Raw genomic sequence first — 22,939 nt, 5'->3', positions numbered from 1 at the left:
CATGGCACGCGGCAAACTCCGTATCTACCTCGGCGCGGCTCCAGGCGTCGGCAAGACCTACGCCATGCTGTCCGAGGCGCACCGCCGGGTGGAGCGGGGCACCGACTGCGTGGTCGCCTACGTCGAGCACCACCACCGGCCCCGCACCGAGGTGATGCTGCACGGCCTGGAGCAGATACCCCGCAAGGACATCGAGTACCGGGACAGCTCCTTCACCGAGATGGACGTCGACGCGGTCCTCGCCCGCCGTCCCCAGGTGGCCCTCGTCGACGAGCTGGCGCACACCAACGTCCCCGGCTCCCGCAACGCCAAGCGCTGGCAGGATGTCGAGGAGCTGCTCGCGGCCGGGATCGACGTGATCTCGACCGTCAACATCCAGCACCTGGAGTCGCTCGGCGACGTGGTGGAGTCGATCACCGGGGTGCGGCAGCGGGAGACGGTGCCCGACGAGGTCGTACGGCGGGCCGGCCAGATCGAGCTGGTCGACATGTCACCGGAGGCGCTGCGCCGCCGTATGGCGCACGGCAACATCTACAAGCCGGACAAGGTCGACGCGGCCCTCTCGAACTACTTCCGGCCCGGGAACCTGACCGCGCTGCGCGAGCTGGCGCTGCTGTGGGTGGCCGACCGGGTCGACGCCTATCTGCAGGAGTACCGCACCGAGCACCGGGTCTCGGCCATCTGGGGCTCGCGCGAGCGGATCGTGGTCGGCCTGACCGGCGGGCCCGAGGGACGCACCCTGATAAGGCGTGCGGCCCGGCTGGCGGAGAAGGGCGCCGGCGGCGAGGTGATGGTGGTCTACATCTCCCGCAGCGACGGCCTGACGTCGGCCTCCCCGAAGGAACTCGCCGTCCAGCGCACCCTGGTCGAGGACCTGGGCGGCACCTTCCACCACGTGGTCGGCGACGACATACCGGCCGCGCTGCTGGACTTCGCCCGCGGCGTCAACGCCACCCAGATCGTCCTCGGCGTCTCCCGCCGCAAGGCCTGGCAGTACGTCTTCGGGCCCGGCGTCGGCGCCACGGTGGCCGTGGAGTCGGGCCCCGACCTCGACGTGCACCTCATCACCCACGACGAGGCGGGCAAGGGCCGCGGACTGCCCGTGGCCCGGGGCGCGCGGCTCGGCCGGGCCCGGATCGTCTGGGGCTGGCTGGTCGGCATCGCCGGGCCCGTCCTGCTGACCTGGCTGCTGAGCAGTGCGTTCCCGGACGTCGGGCTCGCCAACGACATGCTGCTGTTCCTGACGGCGACGGTGGCGGCGGCCCTGCTGGGCGGCCTCTTCCCGGCCCTGGCCTCGGCGGTGGCCGGATCCCTCCTGCTGAACTGGTACTTCACCCCGCCCGTCCACACCCTGACGATCGCCGACCCGGAGAACATCGTCGCCATCGCGATCTTCGTCGGGGTGGCCGCGTCGGTCGCCTCGGTGGTGGGTCTGGCGGCCCGGCGCACCCAGCAGGCGGCGCGGCTGCGCGCGGAGTCGGAGATCCTCTCCTTCCTCGCGGGCAGTGTGCTGCGCGGCGAGACCGGCCTGGAGGAGCTGCTGGAACGGGTCCGGGAGACCTTCGGCATGGAGTCCGCCGTCCTGCTGGAACGCGCGAGCGACGTGGCGCCCTGGACCTGCGCGGGCAGCGTGGGCCCGCGCCCCTGCACCACCCCCGAGGACGCGGACGTCGAGGTCCCGGCCGGCGACCACATGTCCCTCGCCCTGACCGGCCGTGTCCTGCCCGCCGAGGACCGGCGGGTGCTGGCCGCCTTCGCCGCGCAGGCCGTCGTGGTGCTGGACCGCCGACGCCTCCAGGAGGAGGCGGACCAGGCGAAGGAACTGGCCGAGGGCAACCGCATCCGCACCGCCCTGCTGGCCGCCGTCAGCCACGACCTGCGCACCCCGCTCGCCGGCATCAAGGCGGCGGTCACGTCGCTGCGCACGGACGACATCGAATGGTCGGAGGCCGACCGGGCCGAACTCCTCGCGGCCATCGAGGAGGGCGCCGACCGCCTGGACCACCTCGTCGGCAACCTCCTCGACATGTCCCGCCTCCAGACCGGCACCGTCACCCCGCTCCTGCGCGAGACCGACCTGGACGAGGTGATCCCGATGGCGCTGGGCGGCGTACCCGAGGACAGCGTCGAGCTGGACATCCCCGAGAGCCTGCCCATGGTCGACGTGGACCGGGGCCTGCTGGAGCGGTCGGTCGCCAACGTCGTGGAGAACGCGGTCAAGTACAGCCCGCCGGGCGAGCCGGTCCTGGTCGCGGCCAGCGCCCTCGCCGACCGGGTGGAGGTCCGTGTCGTCGACCGAGGCCCGGGCGTGCCCGACGAGGCCAAATCCCGCATCTTCGAACCCTTCCAGCGCTACGGCGACTCACCCCGCGGCGCCGGAGTGGGTCTCGGCCTCGCGGTGGCCCGCGGCTTCGCGGAGGCGATCGGCGGCACGCTGAACGCCGAGGACACACCCGGAGGCGGGCTCACGATGGTCCTCAGCCTGCCGCGGTCCGGGGCGGTTCCGGCACGGCCGGCGCCGGGACCACGGGAGACGGCGATCAGCTGAACGCCTGCTCCGCAGGTCGGGGCGGGTGGCAACACGGCAGTGTGGGCAGCCCTGACACTGCCGGGATCCGCACAAGAACCGGCGGCGTACAGGGACGGAAGCTGTACACATGACGAACGTTCGACCGCACCCGCGCCCGCACCCGCACCCGAACCGCACCGCGGGCAGGGGCTGGGCGGGGTCGCTGGCCCTGTGCGCGCTGCTGCTCGTGGCCGCGAGCGTGGCCGCGTGGTTCGTCCCGAACGCCGCGTCGGACGAGCAGGCCTGGCGCAGGGCCACAGCGTGCACGGCCCAGACGCCCGCCGCCGGGCGCGACGACTGCCTGACCACCGTCCCGGCGGTGATCGCGAGCACCGACGTCAACCAGCCGAGGCAGCCCAGCTGGCTGTACTTCACGGACAGCCGGCCACTGCACCGGCTTGAGGTCTCGGCCGAGGCGGCCCAGGACTTCCAGGCCGGTGACCACGTGGAACTGACCGTCTGGCGCGGGCAGGTGATGAAGGTGGCCGGGGCGGGGGAGAGCTGGCACGAGCACATCACCACCGCCCGCTCCCTGGCCGTCGTGGCGGCACTGCTGGCCCTGGCCGCGGGCTACCCGGCGGCGAAGGTGCTGGGGTGTCTGCGGGCACGCCGGCTGCCCGACGACGAAGTCCTTCCCTCGGCCCTGCCGTTCGCGGGCGCACTGGCCGGCACCGCCCTGTGGCTGCTGCCCCTGTGCTTCCTGCACCCCACCGACCTGCTCTCCTCGCCCACGCAGATCACCTGGGCGGCCGCCGGCTCGCTGCTCACCCTGGCCCTGCTCACCGGGGCCTGGCGCGCGACCCGTATTCGTACGCCCGAGGGCGCGGCAGCGGAGGGACGGCCGGAGGAGGGCGGGGCCGGCGGAACGGCCGAACAGCCGAATAGGGGCGAGGTGTTCGTGTCCGCCCGGTTCCTGGAGCCCACCGACTTCAACCCGCACGGCTTCGGCACCCACATCGCCCTCGGGGACGGCGCACCCGCGGTGACTCCCGGCCCGGGCCGCTTCGCGGCGAAGCGCATCCCGGTCGAGCGGCTGACCGTCAGGAACGTACGACGGGCCCGGGGCAGCGACGGCGACACCGTCCCCAGAAGCTGGCACGTCGCCGAACTCGACGACGCCGGTGCCCCGATCGGACTGGCCGCGGCCCCGGCCGACCTGACGCGCATCATCCGCGCGCTGGGGTCGACCAGGGCCTGACGACGGTTCGCGACCCGCTCAGCGCACGGTCACGGACGCGGTCGTGGCCGATCCGTTGGTCCAGCCGTAGCGGTGGGTGGTGACCTTGACCGTGATCTTCTGACCCCGGTCGGCCTTCACCGGCACGTAGGTGGACTTGGTGGCGCCGGTGATGGTGTGGCCGTTGCGCTTCCAGGAGTAGCTGTAGGAAGTGGCGGCCGGCGACCAGGTGCCGTGGGCCGCGGTCAGCTTGGCGCCGACCTTCGCGGTGCCGCTGACGGCCGGGGCCTTGGTGACCTTCAGGGCGGGGCCGACGGCGACCGCGACGGCCGGCGAGGTGGAACCGGTCGCCCCGGCACCGTTGCTGACCGTGACCTTGCAGGACACCTTGTGGGTGTAGTCGTCGGAGGTCAGGGTGCGGGTCTTGGCCGTGGCGCCCGAGATCGTCCTGCCGTCGCGCAGCCAGGACCAGGTGGCCGTGGCGTGGTAGCCGGTCCAGGCGGCGTTGCAGGTGAGCTTGGAGCCGGTGCGGGCGGTCCCGCTGACGGTGGCCTTGGAGGTGATCTCCGGTTTGGTCAGCAGGGTCTGGGACTGGGCCCACAGCTGGGAGGTGTAGCTCGCGGGGGAGACGTACACCGCCTTGCGCCACACCAGCGTGGCCCGGCCGTCGGGTCCGGCGGCGATCTCGCCGGACAGCGCGTCCGTGTCGGGGACGTCCGCGACGGGCGTGCTGTCGAGGGCGGTCGCCTTGCTCCACGTGCCGTCGGCCCGGACCGCCCACTCCAGGTAGTGGTCGTTGCCGTTGTCGATGGAGGGCGTCTGCGGCCACACCACCTGGACGGTGCCGTCGGCGCCGACGGCGGCGGACACCTGGTGGTCGACGTACCCGGTGGACAGCGTCTTCGGCGCGGACCAGGTGCCGGTGGCGGCGCTGCGGGTGGTCGTCTGCACGACCGGGGTGCCGGCGCTGCTGCTCCAGCCCTCCCACACGTAGGTGACGTCTCCGTCGGGGGCGGCCAGCGGGCCGCTGCGGTCGCCGTCGTCGATCGAGCCGACCGCGGTCTGCGCGGAACCCCAGTCCCCCGTGGGCGACGTCCGGGTCGCGGACTTCAGGTCGGTCTTGTTCGTGGTGGCGTTGGCGTCGTGCCACAGCACGGTGGTGCGGTCGTGGGCGTCCATCGACACCTGCGCGTCGCCGGAGGTGGCGGTGGTGCCGGGCAGGACCGCGGGGCTGCTCCAGTCGCCGGTGGCGGAGGAGCGGGTGACGGTGGAGACGACGTGCTTGTCGTCGTCGAGCTTGTCGCGGGTCTCCCACACCGTGGTGGCCGCTCCGTCGGGAGCCACCGCGAGGTCGAGGCTCCAGAACGAGCCACTGGAGAAGGAGCCCAGCGGCTCGGCCGCGGACCAGGCGGACGCGCCGGGGGCGAGGGTGGCGGTCCACACCTGGTGGTGCAGGGAGCCGTCACCCTGGTCCCACACGGCGGTGACGGTGCCGTCGGCCGCCGCGGCGAGACGCGGAGTGGACATGTCCAGGCCGTCGTGGGTCGCGAGCGTGCCCGGGTCGGACCAATCGCCCGCCGCCGCGTCCCAGGCGGCGAAGCGGGCGGCCAGCGAGCCGTCGGCGCCGCTGCCGGTCAGCCAGGTCACCACGGCACCGCCGTCGGCGGTCACCGCCAGCACGGCCTTGGCGCTCGCGCCCTGGTTCGTGAGCAGCGTCTTGGGCGCGCCCCACGCGTCGCTGTCGGCGGCCCGGACGGCGGCCCGGATCTCCCAGCCGGAGGCCCCGGCCTGCTTGTCGCGCCACAGCGCGAACGCGGTGCCGTCACCGGCCACCTTGACGTCGATCAGACTCTGCTGGCCGTCCGAGCCGGTCACGGCGGCCGCCGTGTTCCACGGACCGGCCGAGGCCGGGTAGCCGGAGGCGGCGGCGGGCAGGGCGGGGCCCCATACGACCGCGGCCGCCGCTGCTGCCGCGAGTGCGACAGCGGCGGCTCCCGGTCTCCGTATCTTCACTGCCACGACGACTCCTGATCCCCTGGACGACGGCACCGCTCCCGGCGCCGGCTGGAGGATGACGGTATCCGGCCAAGATTTACATTGCCCGGAACCGGCAGTCTCGAGTGGATCAAGATTTCCGGCTGCTGCTTGCCCGGCAATGCGCAGGCGAGCGTCATTGCCGGGGCGCGGACACCGTGGGTCGGGTCAGCGTGCTGCCGTGGCGCGGAATCGCCGGCGGAGAACGGTTCCGCCGAGGAGCAGGGCCACGCTCGCGCCGGCGACGGGCAGCATGCCGTCCGCACCGGTGTGCGCGAGCGGGGTCGTGCCGGGGTGCACGGTGATGGTGTGACCCGGCTGCGGGTGGTTAACGGGGACGGGCGGCCTCTTCACCGGAGGGGTCTGGACCGGAGGGGTCTGGACCGGCGGGGTCTGAACCGGAGGGGTCTGGACCGGCGGGGTCTGGACCGGAGGGGTCTGGACCGGAGGGGTCTGGACCGGCGGGGTCTGGACCGGAGGGGTCTGGACCGGAGGGGTCTGGACCGGCGGGGTCTTGACCGGAGGGGTCTGGACCGGCGGGGTCTTGACCGGAGGGGTCTTGACCGGCGGCGTGGTGGTGACGCTGGAGCCGCCGTTCACGGACGTGTTGCCGAACACCGGGTTGAGAACCCCGGGCGCGTTCACCGTGTTGCCGCTGACGTTCACCGGCAGGTGCACGGGCAGCTGGACGTTGTTGCCGCTGATGACGCCCGGGGAGTCCGTGGCCGTGCCCCGGGCCGTCGTCTGGGCGGAGTTGCCGCCTGCGCCGCCGATGTTGGCACAGGAGTTGCCCGCGGCCGGGTTCAGCAGCCCCACGACGTTCACGGTGTTCCCGCAGACGTTCACCGGGACGTGCACGGGGAGCTGGATGGTGTTGCCGGAGAGCACACCGGGCGAACCGGCCGTGGAGCCGTTCGCCGTCGAGTCGGCGTGCGCCGACGCTGCCATGGCCATCGCGCCCGAGGCGGCCACGACGGCGATCACACTGTTTCGGGTAACCCGCTTCATAGGTTCCCTGCCTTCCATACATGGTCGCGGGCACTCGCCCGCACAGGATGAAACGGTCGATTACCCGTCCGGGTTATGACGAATCAGCCTTTCGCACCGCCGATCTGCACAACTCGCTGGTGGCACTGCGCACAGAATGTGCCGCCAAGTCGGCATCTCCTCGTACGTTCCTCCTGGTGAGGAGGCCACGGCGGTCCCGACCGCGGCGCAGTACGCAGTCCTGCGGGACTGGGCGGCCCCGTCCGACTCCGCTTCCGCCGCCGACCTGGACACCCGGTTGGCCGAACCGGCGGCGCAGACCGCCGGGCCGGTCGAGGCAGCCGGTGCTCGGCCGCCCATCCGGTCCCACCACGCCGCGCTCAACCGCCCCGACCTGCACGGGCCGTCGACCGCGGACCCACGGCCCAGCCTGCGAAGTGACCGTCCGCCGAGGTGCCCAGGCGTCCCCGGAGCGTGTGGCTCTCGGCGCACAGGAGGCGGACGACGGCGTCGAGCCCACCACCTGAGGCCGCCTCGAGGGTGACCTCACCACCGCTGGCGCGGGTGAGTCGCTGGACCAGCGGCAGGCCGAGGCCCGTGCCGTCGTGGTCGGCGTCAGCGGCCCGCCAGAACCGATCGAAGGCTCTTTGCCGTTCGGTCTCGGTCATGCCGGGCCCCTGGTCGCGCACATGCAGTTCGGCCACGGGCGGCGTACGGCCGCCTTCCCTCGGGGCGGTCACAGCGGCCAGCGTGATCGCGGTTCCCGGTGGGGACACGCGCAGTGCGTTGGAGAGCAGGTTGTCGATGATCTGCTCCAGTGCTCCCGGAACCGCCCACACGCGAACGCCCGTGGCTCCGGGGACGACGAGGTCGACGTGCTGTTCGTCGGCGAAGGCTGCCCAGATGGCCGCCCGATCCGCGACGACGGCGTCGAGATCGACCGCCTCCGGCCTGATGGCGGAGTTCTCCAGCCTGGCGAGCGCGAGCAGTCCCTGCACCATCCGACTGAGCCGTTCCATCTCCCCCAGCGCTTTGTCGAGGCTGTCCTGGGCGCAGGGGGCGAGGTGCGGCTCGAAATTCTCCAGGCGCAGGCGTAGTGAGGTCAGGGGGGTCTTCAGCTGGTGCGACACCTCGGAGGCGAACGCCTCCTGTGCTTGGAGCAGATGCTGAAGCCGGGTCGCGGTCCTCGTGAACGACGCAGCCAGCCGGCGCAGTTCCGGCGGCCCGTGATCGGTGGCCGGCGGATCGGTGATCCGGCCTTCGGCGAGTTGTGCGGTGGCGCGTTCCAGGGCCCGGACGGGGCGGGTGATGGAGCGGGCGAGCACGAAGCCGATCAGTGCGACGGCGGCCAGCACGCCCAGACCGACGACGGCGAGAGCCAGCCAGGTGGCATGGATCCTTGCCCTGAGCGGGCCCAGCACGTACACGGTCCGCACCACACAGGGGACGGTGGCGCCGGAGCCGCCCGGCACGGCGACGAAGAGGACTTCGCCACCGGTGGACGGGTCGCTCCGGGTACCGACGGCGGGCCGGTCGCGCAGTGCGGCGGCGACGTCCGGCTCGGCGGACAGGTCCTTGCCGACCGGTGCGAGGGCAGCGGTGTCGGTGAGGACAACGCCCTTCTGGCCGGCGACGAGCACGCGGCTGCCGGTGCGCCGCCCGTACGCGCGTGCCAGTTCGGGCAGGTCGGCTGTCAGTCCGTGCTCCATCTTGTCCTCGCAGACCTCGGCGAGCGTCATCGCCCCCTGCTGGGCCGCGTGGGAGAAGCGGGACAGCTCGCTGCGGGCGTAGAAGATGCCGAACGGCACTTCGAGCGCGAGCAGGACGAGCAGTATGAGGCTCAGATGGCTGAGCAGGAGGCGACGCGTCACCGGGGGGCTCCGCCGCGCACCGACTCGGCGGCGGACGAGGCGTCGACGTGTGCCGGCGGAACCAGGCGGAAGCCGATTCCGCGGATGTTCTCGATCCAGGAGGAGTCACCGAGTTTGCGGCGCAGTGCGGCGATGTGGACGTCCAGGGTCTTGGTGGGACCGAAGTAGTGCGGTTCCCATGCCGTGTCCAGGATCTGTCTGCGGGAGCAGACGGCTCCGGGGTCTTCGGCGAGGCAGACGAGCAGGTCGAACTCCTTGGGCGCGAGGGCGATCAGCGCCTGGTGCAGGTGGACCTGCCGGGTGCGGCGGTCGATGGTCAGCGGACCGATCCGCTGGACGTCGGGCGTCCCCGGGTGCCGTGGGGCATCCGAGGGGTCCGGCTCCGCACGGCGCGTGTCCAGCACCGCGGGGCGGGTGCGGCGGGTGACGGCGCGGATCCGGGCGACGAGCTCCCGCACGCCGAACGGCTTCGAGACATAGTCGTCGGCGCCCAACTCCAGACCGAGCACCCGGTCCACCTCGTCGTCCCTGGCGGTGATCATGATGATCGGCACCGACGAGCGGGACCGGAGTGCACGGCAGACGTCGATGCCGTCCATGTCCGGCAGCCCCAGGTCCAGCAACACCATCGCGGCCTCCGGCGCTGCGAGGCCGTCGGCACCCTTTCTGGCGTGTTCCACGGTGAACCCGAAACGGCGCAGTCCCTCCACCAACGGTCCGGCCACCCGGTCGTCGTCCTCGATCAGCAAGACACGCATGCCGAAAGGTTCACAGACTCCGGTCGGAGGGTGTGGGGCAAACGCCGGAACCTCCCCCGAGCCGGTGATCCTTTCGCCACTCGTCCGACGTAATTGCCGGACGCGGTGTGATGGCGACATCCAGCATTTCTCCAGCGAGGAGTTAGGAAAGAGTCAAGACTTCGAACGCCGGGTGAATCCAGCGGTTCCCGAGACCGGCGCGACCCCGGACGCGGTCGAAAACTGATCCAGGGTCAGCCCGGAACGGCCGGGGCAACCCCAGCGGAATCAGCCCGGGAAAACCGTCACAACGCGATTGTCCGACGGAATTCGAGACGCCCCTGTATGCGCTCTGGCAATTCGCTTGACTGCGTTCCCGTAGCGTTTTTCGGGCCGACACCGTCCCCACACGCACCCGGGAACACCCCATGCCCATGGACGAACTACGCCGCACACGACCGGACCTGGTGGAGCCCTTCACGACCGCGCTCCCGGGAGCACGCGCAACCGTGCTCGGCCGGCTGTGGGGAGCCCTCGTACGAGAACCCGTGCCCGGGGTGAGCGGCCACCACCGCGAATCCGGCACCCTGGTGGTCGAGCTGCGACGAGGCGGCTCACTCTCCGCCGCCGAGTCCTGTGCGCGTCCGTTCGCCGAGGTGCCCGACGACTTCGCCGTGTCCGGGCCGGAAGGGCCGATCAGCGAGCCGGCCCAGCTGCTGGCACAGCTCGGCCTGCGTACCCGCGCGGCGGAGCGACTGGCGGCCGAGCTCGACAACAGCGTGGTCAACCTTGCTCTGGCCAGGGCCGCGAACACGGTCCGGGCCGCCCCCCTGAACGACTCGGCGGACGCCGAGCAGGCGGTGGTCGACGGGCATCCCCAGCATCCCTGCTGCCGGACGCGTACCGGCATGTCGATCACCGAGGTGCTCGCCTACGCTCCCGAGCACCACCCCATCGTCCAGCTGGCGCTGCTCCGTGTCCCGGCCGAGCGCTGGCAGGGGGCCGGCGTCTGGCCACGGCACCTGCGCGACGGCGACACGATCCTGCTCCCGCTGCATCCCTGGCAGCGGGAGCACGTGCTGTCGCACCGCTCCGACCTGGTCGTCATGGAGGAGACGATCCCGGCCCGACCGTTGCTGTCGTTGCGCACCCTGGCACCGCTGGGCGTCCTGCCGGGCTGCCACATCAAGACGGCGCTCGACGTGCAGGTCACGAATTACCGGCGCACCATCTCCCCGCCCGAGGTCGCCGACGGGCCCCCGCTGTCCGACCTGGTCTCGGCCGTCATCGACAAGGCGGGGTACGGCAGCAGCCTTCGTGTCCTGCGTGAGCTGGGCGGCGGCGCGGTGTGCGTGGACGGACAGCCCTCGGCGAGCCTCGCGGCGATGATCCGGGAGTCGACCGAGTGCCACCTCGACGCCGGGGAGATCGCGGTTCCGCTCACCGCCGTCCACGCGACAGGAGCCACCGTGCTGTCGGGAGACCCGGTGCGCTGGCTGACGGACCTCGCCGAGCTCGTCCTGCCGCCCGCGCTCACCCTGCTGTCCATGGGGGTGGCCCTGGAAGCGCACGGCCAGAACACCCTGGTCGTGCTGCGCGAAGGGCGGCCGGTGCGGGTCCTCTACCGGGATCTGGACGGCGTGCGAGTCAGCCCCCGCCGCCTGGCCCGGTGCGGCTTCGCGCTGCCGCCGCTGCTCGGCACCCGTGCGGGCGACGACGTGGACGCGCTGCACACCAAGCTGTTCGGCGGTCTGATCAGCGGAGTCTTCAGCGAGCTGGTCGACGTCCTCACGCGGACCCGGGCGGCCGATCTCCGGGCGTCGTGGGGCGCGGTGGCCGAGGTCGGCCGCCGGGTGTACGCCGGCCTGCCGGACCACGAGGACGCGGCAGCGTTCCTCGGCGACACGATGCCGCTGAAGGCGACCGTCGCCATGCGCCTGGCCGAGAACCCGGGCAAGGCGCAGTGGACGTCCGTTCCCAACCCCCTCGCGCTGTGCCGCTGAAATCCGACACCGACCGCTGTCCCACTGGAGCGACCGTATGACCATCGGCACTGCCCCCGACAACAGGACCGCCACCACCGTCGTCACGGAACCGGCCGCCGAACCGACGCGGACGGCTGATGCCGTCACCGCCCACACGCTGCTCAACTGCCTGATCCGAGAGGTGTCCGCCCCCGAGCATCAGGCGACTGTCGACGACGGCCACCTCCTGCTGCGTCTGCCCCGTCGGGGCCTCCTGCTGCGCGCCCGGCTGCGCCGCGTCTCGCTGATCGGAGCCCACCGCTTCCGGGGCGCTGCGCAGCGGCTCGACGGGGACGCCTGGGTGACGGTCGGCTGGAGGGAGCTGGCCGGTTACATCCGGGACGAACTGGAGCTGCGTACGGGGGTCGCCAACGAGGAGTTCCTGGCCCAGGTCGCCGACAGCCGCGAGACGATCCGCACCACGTTGGAAGAGCGGGCCTACGTCACACCGCACACGGACCCGTACGTGGCGTCCGAGCAGTCCCTGGTGTTCGGCCATCGGTTCCACCCCACTCCGAAGGCCCGCACCGGCGACCCGGTGGACTGGCTGGCGTACGGCCCCGAGACAGGCGCGCGCTTCCGCCTGCGCTACCTGGCCGTACGCCACCGTCTCGTACGCGAGGAGGGCGAGCTGTCCGACATGGACGCGCTGCATCCGACGCCCGAGCCGGGCTTCGCGACACTGCCGGTGCACCCCTGGCAGTACCGGCTGCTCGAGGGCCACGACCGGCTGCGCGAGGCAGTGGCCGCCGGCGATGTCGTCGACACCGGAGTGAGCGGACCGGAGCTGGTCCCGACCGCGTCGGTGCGCACGCTCTACCACCCGGGCACCGACACCTTCCTGAAGTTCAGCCTGAACGTCCGTCTCACCAACTGCGTGCGCAAGCACGCCAGTTACGAACTGACCGGCGGCGTCGCCCTCAACCGGCTGCTCCAGCCCCTCTTCGCCGGGCTGGCCGCCCGCTTCCCGGGATGCGCGCTCCTCGCCGAGCCCGGCTATCGCACCCTCGACGCGCAGGGCGACACCGCCCTCCTGGAGGGTCTCGGCGTCATCGTCCGCTCCGGCCTGCGCCACCACCTGCGTCCCGGAGTGACACCCCTGCTCGCCGCCGCGGTGGCGGACGAGTACCCCACCAGCACGGCACATGTCTCCCACCTCCTCGCCCGCGGCGACGGGGATGTCCTGGCCTGGTGGGAGGCGTACCTACGGCTGCTGCTGCCACCGGTGCTGGCCGCCTACTTCGAGCACGGCGTCGTACTGGAGCCCCATCTGCAGAACGTCGTCGTCGGTGTGAACACGGACGGCACCCCGGCGCAGATGTTCTTCCGCGACCTGGAGGGCACCAAGCTCCTGCCCGGGTATCACCAGGGCGCCCTCCGTGACCTGCCCGAGGACGTCCGCGGCCCCCTCACCTACGACGCCGAACACGGCTGGAACCGGGTCGCGTACTGCCTCCTGGTCAACCACATCGCCGAACTGCTCGGCGCCCTGGCCGACCTCGACCCGACGTTGGAACCGGCCCTCTGGGGTCTGGTGAGCGACCAGCTCGACGCCTACGCCCGCACCGCCGCCGAACCGCCGCGTCTGCGCGCCCTGCTGTCCGGAGTGCCACTGCCCGCGAAGGCCAACCTCCTGCTGCGCTGGGCCCGCAAGGCCGACCGGCACGCCACCTATGTCCCCCTGACCAGCCCGCTCGGTGCGGACTTCCCCCGGGAGGCGGTCCGGTGAGGCCCGCGGTGCTCGACCATGTCGGCCGGATGCCCGACGACGACCTGCCCGCGTACGTCTACGACCTGCCGGACCTGCGCCGGCACGTCCACGCCATCCGGGCCGCACTGCCGGAACGTGTCGAGCTGCTGTACGCGGCCAAGGCCAACTCCGATCCCCGGATCCTGCGGACACTGGCCGGGTGCGTCGACGGGTTCGAGGTGGCCTCCGGCGGTGAACTGAGCCACGTCCGCCGGATCGCTCCCAAGGCACCGATCGCCTTCGGAGGCCCCGGTAAGACAGTGACAGAGCTGGGCCAGGCCCTGGACGCCGGAGTGGAGCGCCTGCACATCGAGAGCGAACACGAACTGCGCCTCGTCACCACCCTGCTGGGCGAGCGGACCGTGGACGCCCTGCTGCGCGTCAACCTGCCCGTCGACGTCGGGCGGGTCGCACTCGCGATGGGCGGGCACCCCAGCCCCTTCGGCATGGATCCCGCGCAGCTGGACCGCTGTCTGGAGATCACCGCCTGCGACCCGCGTGTCCGACTGCGCGGCCTCCACCTCCACCTGGCCAGCGGACTCCGGGCCCCGGCCCAACTGGCCCTGGTCGAGGAGATCCTGACCTGGGCCGAAGGCTGGGCCCGCCGGCGTGGAGCCGGTCTGGCCGAGGTCAACGTCGGAGGCGGGATGGGCGTCGACTACGACCGTCCGTCGAGGAAGTTCGACTGGCCGGCCTTCGGCGCCGGACTGCGCCCGCTCCTGTCCCGCCACCCTCGCCTCACGCTGCGGATCGAGCCCGGCCGCTCGGTCACCGCCTACTGCGGCTGGTACGTCACCCAGGTCCTGGACATCAAGTTCAGCCGCGGGCAGGCGTTCGCCGTGCTGCGCGGGGGCACCCACCATCTGCGTACCCCGGCCGCGAAACAGCACGACCAGCCCTTCGAGGTGATTCCCGACGACGCCTGGCCGCGGCACTGGGAGCGGCCGGAGGCCCGTGACGAGCCGGTGACGCTGGTCGGACAGTTGTGCACGCCCAAGGACGTCCTGGCCCGCCGGGTCATGGTCGACCGGCTGCGCGTCGGCGACCGGGTCGCCTTCGCCATGGCCGGCGCCTATGCCTGGAACATCTCCCACCACGCGTTCCTCATGCATCCCCACCCGACCTTCCAGCACATCGACGACGCGGAGGTGCCGGTCACCGGCACGTACGCCCGTCAGCAGTCATGAGCGCGGGCTTCCCCGCGCCGGTGACGGCCGTACTCACTCTCCGGAACTTCCGTCGCTACCTTCTCGGGCAACTGGTCTCCAACATCGGCACGTGGATGCAGCGCGCCGCCCAGGACCTGCTCGTCCTGCACATCACCGGCGACAGCGGCCGTGTGGTCGGCATCGTGACCGCACTGCAGTTCCTTCCCCAGACCCTGTTCGGTCTGACCGGAGGCGTCCTGGCCGACCGGTGCTGCAAGCGACGGCTTCTGCTCCTCACCCAGACCGCCATGGGTGTGCAGTCGCTCCTGCTCGGACTGCTGACCGTCACCGGGGCGGTGAACCTGCTGTCCGTCTACGCGCTGGCCTTCGCCCTCGGCGCCGCCACCGCCGTGGACAGCCCCGCTCGTAACGCGTACATCTCCGAACTGGTCGCCCGGGAGCGCGTGGCCACGGCGGTCGGCCTGAACTCCGCGCAGTTCAACGTGGCCCGCATCCTCGGCCCCGCCCTCGCGGGCCTGGCGGTCGCCTCCTTCGGCACAGGCCCGGTGTTCCTCGTGAACGCCGCCTCGTACCTGGCCGTCCTGTACGGCCTGATCACCATCCGCGCCGACGAGCCGGGCGATCACGGCCGGCCGCGTCCCGGCCGTGCCCGACTGTGCGACGCCTTGCGCGACATCACCTCCACCCCCGAACTGCTGCTGCCGATGAGCCTCATCGCCTTCGTCGGCACCTTCGGCCTCAACTTCCAGGTCACCATCTCGCTCGTGGCCGTCACGGTCTTCCACACGGGCGCCGCCGCCTTCGGCTACCTGTCCGCCGCCTACGCCCTGGGCAGCCTGATCGGCGCGATCCACGGGGCGAGCCGCGCGAAGCCCCCCAGCATCCGACGCCTGATCACCACCACGGTGGTCTTCGGGGCACTGGAAGCCACGCTGGGCCTGATACCCGGCTACGGCGCGTTCATGGCCCTGCTCGTCCCCACCGGTTTCGCCTCGGTGACCGTGACCACCACCGCCAACGCGCTCACCCAGCTCCATGCCGACCCGGACGTGCGGGGCCGCGTCATGTCCGTCTACTTCCTGGTCCTCCTCGGCGGCACCCCCGTAGGCGCCCCGCTGGTGGGCCTGTTGTCGGACGTCCTCGGCGCCCGCTCCACGCTGCTTCTGGGCGGCGTCGTCTCGGCGTCGTCCGCGCTCGCGCTCTCCGCCTTGCTCCCAGGCCGGAACCAGCGGCGCTCCCGAGTCACGAGAGCCGCCTCCGTAACCGGTTCACCCCGCACGCCGGCCCGGCCGGCAAGGGACCGGTCGGCCGACCTCTGACGCACACAGCGCAAGGGGAGGCCGGTCATCGGCCTCCCCTTCTTCGGCTCACCTGGGTCAGCGCAGGCGCAGGGCCTCGCGGATCGTGGTGAACAGGTCGGTCTGGTTGGTGACCCCGAGGACGCGGAACGCCTGCGGGCCCTGGGCGGCGATGCGGACCTGGGTTCCGGTGTGCTCCTGGGACTGGCCCGGGGTGTTGGTCGAGTAGTTGACCTTCAGCTGCTGGCCCTCGTCGGTGACGAGCGTGGAGGACAGGCCGGGCGGGGTGGCCTCCAGCGGGACGATCTGGCTGGTGTGGCCGTGGTCGGCGGTGGTGACGACCAGGGTGTCGGGGTGCTTGGCGGCGTAGGCGCGGGCCACCTTGACCGCGCGGTCGAAGGCGGCGGTCTCACCGATCTGGCCGCACGGGTCGGCCGCGTGGTCCTGCTTGTCGATCGAGGCGCCCTCGATCTGCAGGAAGAAGCCCTGGTTCGAGTGGATCGCCTTCTGCTTGGCCTCCAGCAGCTGGATGGCCTTCGTGGCGGAGTCGGCGAGGCTCGGGGTGGCGGCCGGGCGGTTGGGGTTGGAGGTCACGCAGTGCTGCGGGTCGGTGCCGCCGACGGCGGCCGCCTTGCCGGTCCACTCGACGGGCACGTTGCCCGTGGCGAACAGGCCGAGGACGGGCTTGCCCGCCTTCGCGCTCCTCAGGCCCGCCTTGTCGGTGACGACCTGGTAGCCGAGCTTCTGCGCCTGCTCGGTGACCGTGAGGCCCTTGTACCTGCCGTCGGTGACCTTCTGGTCGAACCGCTGCTTGCCGCCGCCGAGAAGGACGTCGACCTTGTGGTTGACGGACTGCTCCGCGATCGAGCCGGGGCCGCCGGCCGCGATGGTGTCGGTGGGGCACTTGGCCATGTCGGCCGGGCCCTGGCAGGAGCGGTCGGTGGCGTGCGAGGCGAGGACGGCCGGGGTGGCGTCGGTGAGTTCGGCGGTGGTGACGCTGCCGGTGGCGTAGCCGTTCTTCTTCGCCAGCTCCAGCAGGGTGGGAACGGCCTTGTCGGTGCCGGGGGTCTTGGAGATGCGCCCGTTGACCGTCTTGATGCCGGTGGCCCAGCCGGTGCCGCTCGCTGCGGAGTCGGTGACGTAGTCCGGCGTGCCGTCCGCGTGCACGGCGTACGTGGTGTAGGCGCCGGTGAGCGGGAACTTGTCCATGTTCAGGCGGCCGCCCGCGCCGACCGTGTAGTCACGGGCCAGCGTGATCTCCGAGTCGCCCATGCCGTCGCCGATGAGCAGGATGACGTTCTTCGCCTTCCCGCCCTTGATCGCGTCCTTCGCCTGCCTCTCGTTGTCGAAGGCGCCGGCGGAGGTGGCGACCGCCACGGCGGCCGTGGCGGCGACCAGCGCGGTGGCGACCGTGAGGTGACGACGGGTGGGTCCGGGCATGTGACTGACTCCTTGTGGCGTCCGACGGGGCGGATGCGTTGACCAACGCAGGCCAGACCACCAGGTGTTCGCAAAGCAGGGGTAAACGAATGGTCGAGTGCGCATATCCGGGACGTGACACAAGAAGGGCCCCGACCGGGCTGCCGAATCGTGCGGCCCGAGTGCTTTCAAGATCGTCCAGATCGCCGCCGGGGGTGAGTCTTTAATGGTTGCGCAATCCGGGAACTATTAGACTCGCCAGTCCTCACCCGCAGTTGGCTTCATCGGGGGACATATGACGCGTGCTGGACCGTCGGTGTCGGAGACCGCCGTCGTCTTCGAGCGTGTGCTCGACCAGGCTCTGAACTCCCAGCAGGTGCTGGACGCCCTCGACCGTGCGGAGGGGGTGGCCGACCGGGAGCAGCTGCGCACCCGGGCGGTGCGGGCGCGTACCGCCATCACCGCGGCGGCGACCGTCGAGTACCAGGAGTACCTCCGCGCCCGGTCCGCGGCGGAGGGCGCGAGCGGTGAGGCAGCGGCACGCGGTGCGGGCGGGCCCCTGTCCCTGTCGGCCGCAGTCGAGACGGGCTTGTCCGCCGCGAAGGCGGCCTGGCGGTGGGCGGCGGCGAAGCGTGACCCCGCCGCAGGCCCGAGCGATGTCCCGGCCGACGACGTCCCGGTCGATGACGTCCCGGACGTGACGCGAGCGCGCGAGACGTGGGAACTGGCGCTCCTGGAGCGGGCGGTCGTGCCCTTCCTGCTCGGCCGCCTGGAGGAACTGCTCATGAGGGAACGCGGAGACCGGGCCGCACGTTAGAAGCCGGCTCCGGACGCACCCGTACCATGGCCGGGCGTATGTGCGTCGGCTGTGAACCGGGCGGGACGGGAGAGGACTGTGACGGAGAGCGCCGGTGGCTTCGAGGACCCGTCGGCCGAGGTGCTGGCGGCGGCGGCCGCCGCGTTCGGGCTGCTCGCCTCGTCGGCCCGGCTGCACCTGATGTGGGCGCTGGCGCAGGGCGAGTGCGATGTGACGCACCTCGCCGACCGGGTGGGCGGTGCGCTGCCCGCGGTCAGCCAGCACCTGGCCAAGCTGAAGCTCGCCGGGCTCGTCAGCTCCCGCCGTGAGGGCCGCCGGCAGGTCTACTACATCGACGACCCCGACATCGTGACCGTCGTGCGGGTGCTGGTCGGACAGCTCACCGCTCGCTCGCAGCAGGCCTCCGCGCCGGCATACCGGCTGCGCGGGATCGGTGGCTGAGAGCACCGCGCCCCCGGGTCCGGACGCGAGGGCGCCGGACGCCGGTGCCCCGACGGCGTTCGGCGGCGACCGGGCGGCCGCCGTGCGGTCCCGTGCCGGGCGCTCCGCGCCGACCGTGCTCGAAGTGCTGCGGAAGCTGGACGCGAGTCCCCGGGGTCTGACCGAGACGGAGGCGCAGCAGCGGCTGGCCCGGTTCGGCGACAACGTGCTCCCGGCCCTGCGGGAAGCCACCTGGCCACAGCTGTTCGTCCGCAGCCTGCGGGACCCGTTCACCGCGGTCCTGCTCTGCCTCGGGCTGGTGTCGGCGGCCGTCTTCGCCTGGGGGACCGCCTCGGTGATCCTCCTCCTGGTGGTGGTGAGCTGCGTGCTGAGGGCGACCGGGGAGCACCGGGCCGACCGGTCCACGGCCGCCCTGCGGGACCTCGTCGCCACCACCGCCACGGTGGTGCGCCGCGCCGACGAGGACGCGCCGCCCACGAGCCGGGAACTACCGCTGGACGAGCTGGTCCCCGGGGACGTGGTCCGGCTCGGCCCGGGCGACCTGGTGCCGGCGGACGTACGACTGCTGCGGGCGCACGGCCTGACGGTGCACCAGTCCGCGCTGACGGGGGAGTCGGCGCCCGTCGCCAAGTCCGCCTCGGACGCCCCGCACCGCGCCGGCGGCGATGGGGGTCCCCCCGCTCGGGCGCCGTCGAGAGTGGGGGAGTTCGAACAGCGACAGCGCTGCTTCCAGGGCAGCAGCGTCGTCTCGGGAAGCGCCACCGCGGTCGTCACCGCGACCGGCGCGCGGACCCGGTTCGCCGCCGCCCACAGCCGTTCGGCCGGTCTCCGGGAAGCGAGCGCCTTCGACCGCTCCGTCCATGGCATCTCCTGGATCCTGATCCGGTTCATGCTGCTGACCCCGCCGCTGGTTCTCATGGCCAACGCGGCTCTGCGCGGACGCGGCCTGGAGACGCTGCCGTTCGCCGTCGCGGTGGCCGTCGGGCTCACCCCCGAGATGCTGCCGGTCCTCGTCACCACCTGCCTGGCCCGCGGCGCCTCGCTGCTCGCCCGGACGCACGGGGTGATCGTCAGACGGCTGCCCGCCCTGCACGACCTCGGTGCCGTCGACGTGCTGTGCCTGGACAAGACCGGCACCCTCACCCAGGACCGGCCGGTGACGCACCGCGCCCTCGGCCCCGACGGCCGGGACGACCCCGAGGTGCTGCGCTGGGCCGCCGTCAACGCCTGGTGGACCCTGCACCTCGCCGACCTGCCGGAACCCGATGCCCTGGACGAGGCGCTCCTGGAGGCCGCCGACGCGGACGACCTCATGGCGTACGACGGTGTGGCGACCGTCGGGTTCGACCCGGTGCGCCGGCTCGCCACCGCCGTCGTCCGCACCCCGGGCCGTCTCGGTCGGCACACCCTGGTCGTGAAGGGAGACGTCCGGGCCGTCCTGGAGCGCTGCGCGCTGACGGACGAGGAGCGCCGGAGCCTGTCCGGCCGTGCCGCCGCTCAGGCCGGCGACGGCCTGCGTGTCCTGGCGGTCGCCACCGCCGAACGCCCGGCGCGCACCCGTGACTACACCCCGGCCGACGAACGCGGCCTCACCTTCCGTGGCCTGGTCACCCTGCGCGACGCACTCGCGCCCACCGCCGCCGAGGCGCTGCAGAACCTCACCGACCGCGGTGTCGCCGTGAAGATCCTCACCGGCGACCACCCCGGCACCGCCGCCCGCGCCTGCCGCGACCTCGGCATCCCCGTCACCGAAGACGCGATTCTCGACGCCGGCCGCATCGACACGCTCACGGACGCCGAACTCTCCGCCCTCGCCCGCCGTACGACCGTCTTCGCCCGCTGCACCCCGGACCACAAGGCCCGGATCACCCGGGCCCTGCGCACCGCCGGACACACCGTCGGCTTCCTCGGCGACGGCGTCAACGACCTCCCCGCGCTGCGCGCCGCCGACGTCGGCATCGCCCCGCGCGACGCCGCCGACGTGACGCGCGAGGGCGCCGACGTCGTACTCGCCGAGAAGGACCTCACCACGCTCGACCACGCCATCGCCGCGGGCCGGCACGCGGGCGGCAACATCGCCACCTACCTGCGCGTCACGCTCTCCTCCAACCTCGGCAACGTGATCGCGATGCTCTCCGCCGGCCTGCTCCTGCCCTTCCTGCCGATGCTCCCGGCGCAGGTCCTCACCCAGAACCTGTGCTTCGACGCCGCCCAGCTCGCCTTTGCCCACGACCGGCCGCACCCCTCGGTGCCGCGCCGGCCGACGGAACTGCGCCCGCGCGACCTGCTGCGCTTCATCACCGGCTTCGGAGTGCTCAACGCGGTCGCCGACCTCGCCACCTTCGCCGTCCTCGCCCTCGCCCTGCACGGGCCGGGGACCGGGGACGACGAGGCGGTGTTCCACTCCGGATGGTTCACCGAGAACCTCCTCACCCAGGCCCTGGTCATGGTGCTGCTCCGGGCCGGCCGCCTTCCCCGCTCTCCACTTCGTTCGAGCGTGGGGACCCCCGTCGCCGGCCGCCGCAGGCCGGGCCCCGTCACCTGGGCCGCGCTCGCCCTCGCCGTCATCGGCCTGGCGCTTCCGCCCTCACCGCTCGGCCCGGCACTTGGCCTGACCGGCCTCCCTGCGCTGTACTACGTCCTGCTCGTCGCCGTCCTGGCCGTGTACGCCGCCGGTCTCCTGGCGGCCGGCTCCCGCGCCTCGCGCAGGCTCCAGCCGGCCCGCGGGGTGCCTCAGCTGTGAATTGTGTGTGGATCTGTGCTGCTCGGGCCACGGGTTTGTTAGATTGCGCAATCACGCAACCAAGGTGATGGGCCCGACCGTCGTGGGAGTGGGTAGATGAGCGAGCCGTGGGACGGCCGGGGTGGCCAGGCCACGCGCAGCCGCAGCGCCCGGGTGCCCGGACAGCGCACGGGCGAGCCCGACGGACCGCGCCCGGGCGGCCGGGCCGCGGCCCGAGCCGCGTCCCGCTCGCAGGGCGGCTCACGGTCGCACGGCAGCAGGCGTTCGCGGCGCCGGGCCCGCCCGGCAGGGCGCGGCAAACGGGCGCTGAAGATCCTCGGGATATGCCTGTCCGTCCTCGTCGTGGTCACCGCCGGCGCGGGTTGGTGGTTCTACCAGCATCTGAACGGCAACATCCAGAGTGTGTCGCTGGACGGCAAGGGTGGTACGGAGAAGGCCGATGCGTTCGGCCGTACGCCGATCAACATCCTGGTGATGGGGTCGGACGGGCGGACGAGCAAGGCGGACTGCAAGCTGGGTGGCGGTTGTTCGCGGACCGGGGTGCAGACGGGCAGCAACGCGGATGTGCAGATGGTGGTGCACATATCCGCGGACCGTTCGAACGCGACGGTGATGAGTATCCCGCGGGACACGATGACCCGGGTTCCGGCGTGCAAGGACCGTGCGACGGGTCGGTCGACGGCGGGTTACTACGGGCAGATCAACAGTGCGCTGCAGTACGGTCCGGCCTGTCAGGTGGCCACCGTCCACCAGCTCACCGGGATTCCCATCGACCATTTCGTGAAGCTGGACTTCTCGGGTGTGGTGAAGATGTCGGATGCGGTGGGCGGTGTCTCCGTGTGTGTCAGTGACGACGTCTACGACACGTACTCGCATCTGAAGCTGTCCAAGGGCGGTCACACGCTCAAGGGGGTGGCGGCTTTGGAGTTCGTGCGTTCCCGGCATGGTTTCGGTGACGGCAGCGATCTGGGGCGCACCGTCTCGCAGCACATCTTCCTCAGTGCGATGATCCGCAAGTTCAAGAGCGCGGGCACGCTCACCGATCCCGCCGCGGTCTACGATCTCGCCGACGCGGCCACCAAGGCGCTGACCGTGGACGACGGGCTGGGCACGGTGAAGAAGCTGATCGCGCTGGCGGCGGATCTGAACAAGGTCCCCACCAAGCGGATGACCTTCACGACGATGCAGACCGGCAGCGACCCGAACGACAGCAACCGTGTGGTGGTGGGTGCGGGCGCCAGGACGCTGTTCGCGACCATCGCGAACGACCAGTCCCTGACCACCGGCTCGGGCAGGAAGTCGGCGGCGGCCTCGGCGACCGCGAAGGCCCCGGCCGTGCCCAGGTCCCGGATCGCGGTGACGGTGGAGAACGGCACCGCGGTCACCGGCCGTGCCTCCGCCGTCGCGACGGCGCTGACCGGCCAGGGCTTCAGCCCGGACACGACCACCGCCAACGCGCCCAGCCCCGCGACCACGACCACCCTGGCCTACGGCACCGGCCACAAGGGGGAGGCGCAGACGGCCGCGAAGGCGCTGGGCCTGTCCGCCTCGCACCTGAAGAAGGGCACCGGCCCCGGCCTGACCCTGATCATCGGCAGCGACTGGCCCAGCGGCACCACCTACCCCGGCGGCGCCTCCGCACCCGCGGACACCAAGGCGGCCGTCTCCAACGCCCACGCCCAGACCGCCGACCAGGCCAAAACCTGCGCCAAGGTCAGCCCCTACAAGACGGTGGAGCTCAACGGCGTCCCCATGACACCGGCCCAGGCCTACGCGGCGGCACGCACCAAGCCCGACTCCGACAACTGATCCACCGCCGGGTTGCACAGTCGTGCAAGGCGGCAATCATGAAGAAGAGCGAGGCCAAGGCCATGAAGGACGACGACAGCGCCGGCGACACGGT

General features: G+C 72.1%; 15 protein-coding genes. 10 read left to right on the top strand and 5 right to left on the bottom strand.

Translation table 11 applies throughout. The annotated features are described in order from the left end of the window. Position 1 precedes the first annotated feature (1 nt). Both ACIF83_RS37820 and ACIF83_RS37815 read left to right on the top strand, forming a co-directional pair. Positions 2-2,548, top strand: a complete 2,547-nt coding sequence (locus ACIF83_RS37820) for a DUF4118 domain-containing protein (protein ID WP_399734039.1) — start codon at positions 2-4, stop codon at positions 2,546-2,548. A gap of 109 nt (positions 2,549-2,657) precedes the next feature. Further along, a complete protein-coding gene (locus ACIF83_RS37815; protein ID WP_399734036.1) occupies positions 2,658-3,767 on the top strand; it encodes a PH domain-containing protein in 1,110 nt (369 codons plus the stop codon). An 18-nt stretch (positions 3,768-3,785) separates the two neighbouring features. On the opposite strand, the gene ACIF83_RS37810 is transcribed toward ACIF83_RS37815, so the two are convergent. From ACIF83_RS37810 to ACIF83_RS37795, 4 genes are all read right to left on the bottom strand, one after another. Next, positions 3,786-5,765 carry a hypothetical protein gene (locus ACIF83_RS37810; RefSeq protein WP_399734033.1) on the bottom strand — a complete coding sequence of 660 codons (1,980 nt, stop codon included), beginning with the start codon at positions 5,763-5,765 and terminating at the stop codon, positions 3,786-3,788. A gap of 183 nt (positions 5,766-5,948) precedes the next feature. Then, entirely contained in the window at positions 5,949-6,764 is an 816-nt protein-coding gene (locus ACIF83_RS37805) for a chaplin family protein (RefSeq protein WP_399734030.1), read from the bottom strand. 383 nt (positions 6,765-7,147) lie between these two features. Then, a complete protein-coding gene (locus tag ACIF83_RS37800; RefSeq protein WP_399734027.1) occupies positions 7,148-8,638 on the bottom strand; it encodes a sensor histidine kinase in 1,491 nt (496 codons plus the stop codon). Then, the gene (locus tag ACIF83_RS37795) at positions 8,635-9,396 is read right to left on the bottom strand and encodes a response regulator transcription factor (protein ID WP_399734024.1); all 762 of its coding nucleotides are present in this window, start codon (positions 9,394-9,396) and stop codon (positions 8,635-8,637) included. The genes ACIF83_RS37800 and ACIF83_RS37795 overlap by 4 nt, the downstream gene beginning before the upstream one ends. Before the next feature lie 407 nt (positions 9,397-9,803). On the opposite strand from ACIF83_RS37795, the gene ACIF83_RS37790 reads away from it, so the two are divergent. The 4 genes from ACIF83_RS37790 to ACIF83_RS37775 are packed head-to-tail and all read left to right on the top strand — an operon-like array spanning position 9,804 to position 15,637. Further along, positions 9,804-11,378 (top strand): IucA/IucC family protein, encoded by a 1,575-nt coding sequence (locus ACIF83_RS37790; RefSeq protein WP_399734021.1) that lies wholly within the window; start codon positions 9,804-9,806, stop codon positions 11,376-11,378. 37 nt (positions 11,379-11,415) lie between these two features. Further along, the gene (locus ACIF83_RS37785) at positions 11,416-13,128 is read left to right on the top strand and encodes an IucA/IucC family protein (RefSeq protein WP_399734018.1); all 1,713 of its coding nucleotides are present in this window, start codon (positions 11,416-11,418) and stop codon (positions 13,126-13,128) included. Then, positions 13,125-14,336, top strand: coding sequence for a type III PLP-dependent enzyme (locus ACIF83_RS37780; RefSeq protein ID WP_393482692.1), 1,212 nt, complete (start codon positions 13,125-13,127; stop codon positions 14,334-14,336). Before ACIF83_RS37785 ends, ACIF83_RS37780 begins: the two co-directional genes overlap by 4 nt. Further along, a complete protein-coding gene (locus ACIF83_RS37775; protein ID WP_399734015.1) occupies positions 14,333-15,637 on the top strand; it encodes an MFS transporter in 1,305 nt (434 codons plus the stop codon). Before ACIF83_RS37780 ends, ACIF83_RS37775 begins: the two co-directional genes overlap by 4 nt. A gap of 57 nt (positions 15,638-15,694) precedes the next feature. Here ACIF83_RS37775 and ACIF83_RS37770 read toward each other — a convergent pair whose 3' ends face one another. Next, positions 15,695-17,056, bottom strand: a complete 1,362-nt coding sequence (locus tag ACIF83_RS37770; protein WP_399734012.1) for an alkaline phosphatase — start codon at positions 17,054-17,056, stop codon at positions 15,695-15,697. Positions 17,057-17,351: 295 nt separating this feature from the next. Here ACIF83_RS37770 and ACIF83_RS37765 point away from each other — a divergent pair, with 295 nt between their 5' ends. The 4 genes from ACIF83_RS37765 (at position 17,352) to ACIF83_RS37750 (ending at position 22,845) form a co-directional block, all read left to right on the top strand. Continuing rightward, positions 17,352-17,852 (top strand): hypothetical protein, encoded by a 501-nt coding sequence (locus ACIF83_RS37765; RefSeq protein WP_393482685.1) that lies wholly within the window; start codon positions 17,352-17,354, stop codon positions 17,850-17,852. Between the two features lie 78 nt (positions 17,853-17,930). Beyond that, positions 17,931-18,293 carry an ArsR/SmtB family transcription factor gene (locus ACIF83_RS37760; RefSeq protein ID WP_393482682.1) on the top strand — a complete coding sequence of 121 codons (363 nt, stop codon included), beginning with the start codon at positions 17,931-17,933 and terminating at the stop codon, positions 18,291-18,293. Then, positions 18,286-21,036: a magnesium-translocating P-type ATPase gene (mgtA, locus tag ACIF83_RS37755; RefSeq protein WP_399734008.1), complete on the top strand. Its 2,751-nt coding sequence runs from the start codon at positions 18,286-18,288 to the stop codon at positions 21,034-21,036. Before ACIF83_RS37760 ends, mgtA begins: the two co-directional genes overlap by 8 nt. A gap of 96 nt (positions 21,037-21,132) precedes the next feature. After that, the gene (locus tag ACIF83_RS37750) at positions 21,133-22,845 is read left to right on the top strand and encodes an LCP family protein (RefSeq protein WP_399734005.1); all 1,713 of its coding nucleotides are present in this window, start codon (positions 21,133-21,135) and stop codon (positions 22,843-22,845) included. Positions 22,846-22,939: the final 94 nt, after the last annotated feature.

The sequence above is a fragment of the Streptomyces sp. NPDC085866 genome, assembly GCF_044541035.1.
Lineage (GTDB): Bacteria > Actinomycetota > Actinomycetes > Streptomycetales > Streptomycetaceae > Streptomyces.
This window is presented reverse-complemented; position numbering and strand designations above follow the sequence as displayed.

Bases quoted from the DNA above. Each gene is read 5' to 3' on its own strand.
- ACIF83_RS37820 (WP_399734039.1), top strand. From the start codon at position 2: ATGGCACGCGGCAAACTCCGTATCTACCTCGGCGCGGCTCCAGGCGTC.
- ACIF83_RS37815 (WP_399734036.1), top strand. From the start codon at position 2,658: ATGACGAACGTTCGACCGCACCCGCGCCCGCACCCGCACCCGAACCGC.
- ACIF83_RS37795 (WP_399734024.1), bottom strand. From the start codon at position 9,396: ATGCGTGTCTTGCTGATCGAGGACGACGACCGGGTGGCCGGACCGTTG.
- ACIF83_RS37790 (WP_399734021.1), top strand. From the start codon at position 9,804: ATGCCCATGGACGAACTACGCCGCACACGACCGGACCTGGTGGAGCCC.
- ACIF83_RS37785 (WP_399734018.1), top strand. From the start codon at position 11,416: ATGACCATCGGCACTGCCCCCGACAACAGGACCGCCACCACCGTCGTC.
- ACIF83_RS37775 (WP_399734015.1), top strand. From the start codon at position 14,333: ATGAGCGCGGGCTTCCCCGCGCCGGTGACGGCCGTACTCACTCTCCGG.
- ACIF83_RS37770 (WP_399734012.1), bottom strand. From the start codon at position 17,056: ATGCCCGGACCCACCCGTCGTCACCTCACGGTCGCCACCGCGCTGGTC.
- ACIF83_RS37750 (WP_399734005.1), top strand. From the start codon at position 21,133: ATGAGCGAGCCGTGGGACGGCCGGGGTGGCCAGGCCACGCGCAGCCGC.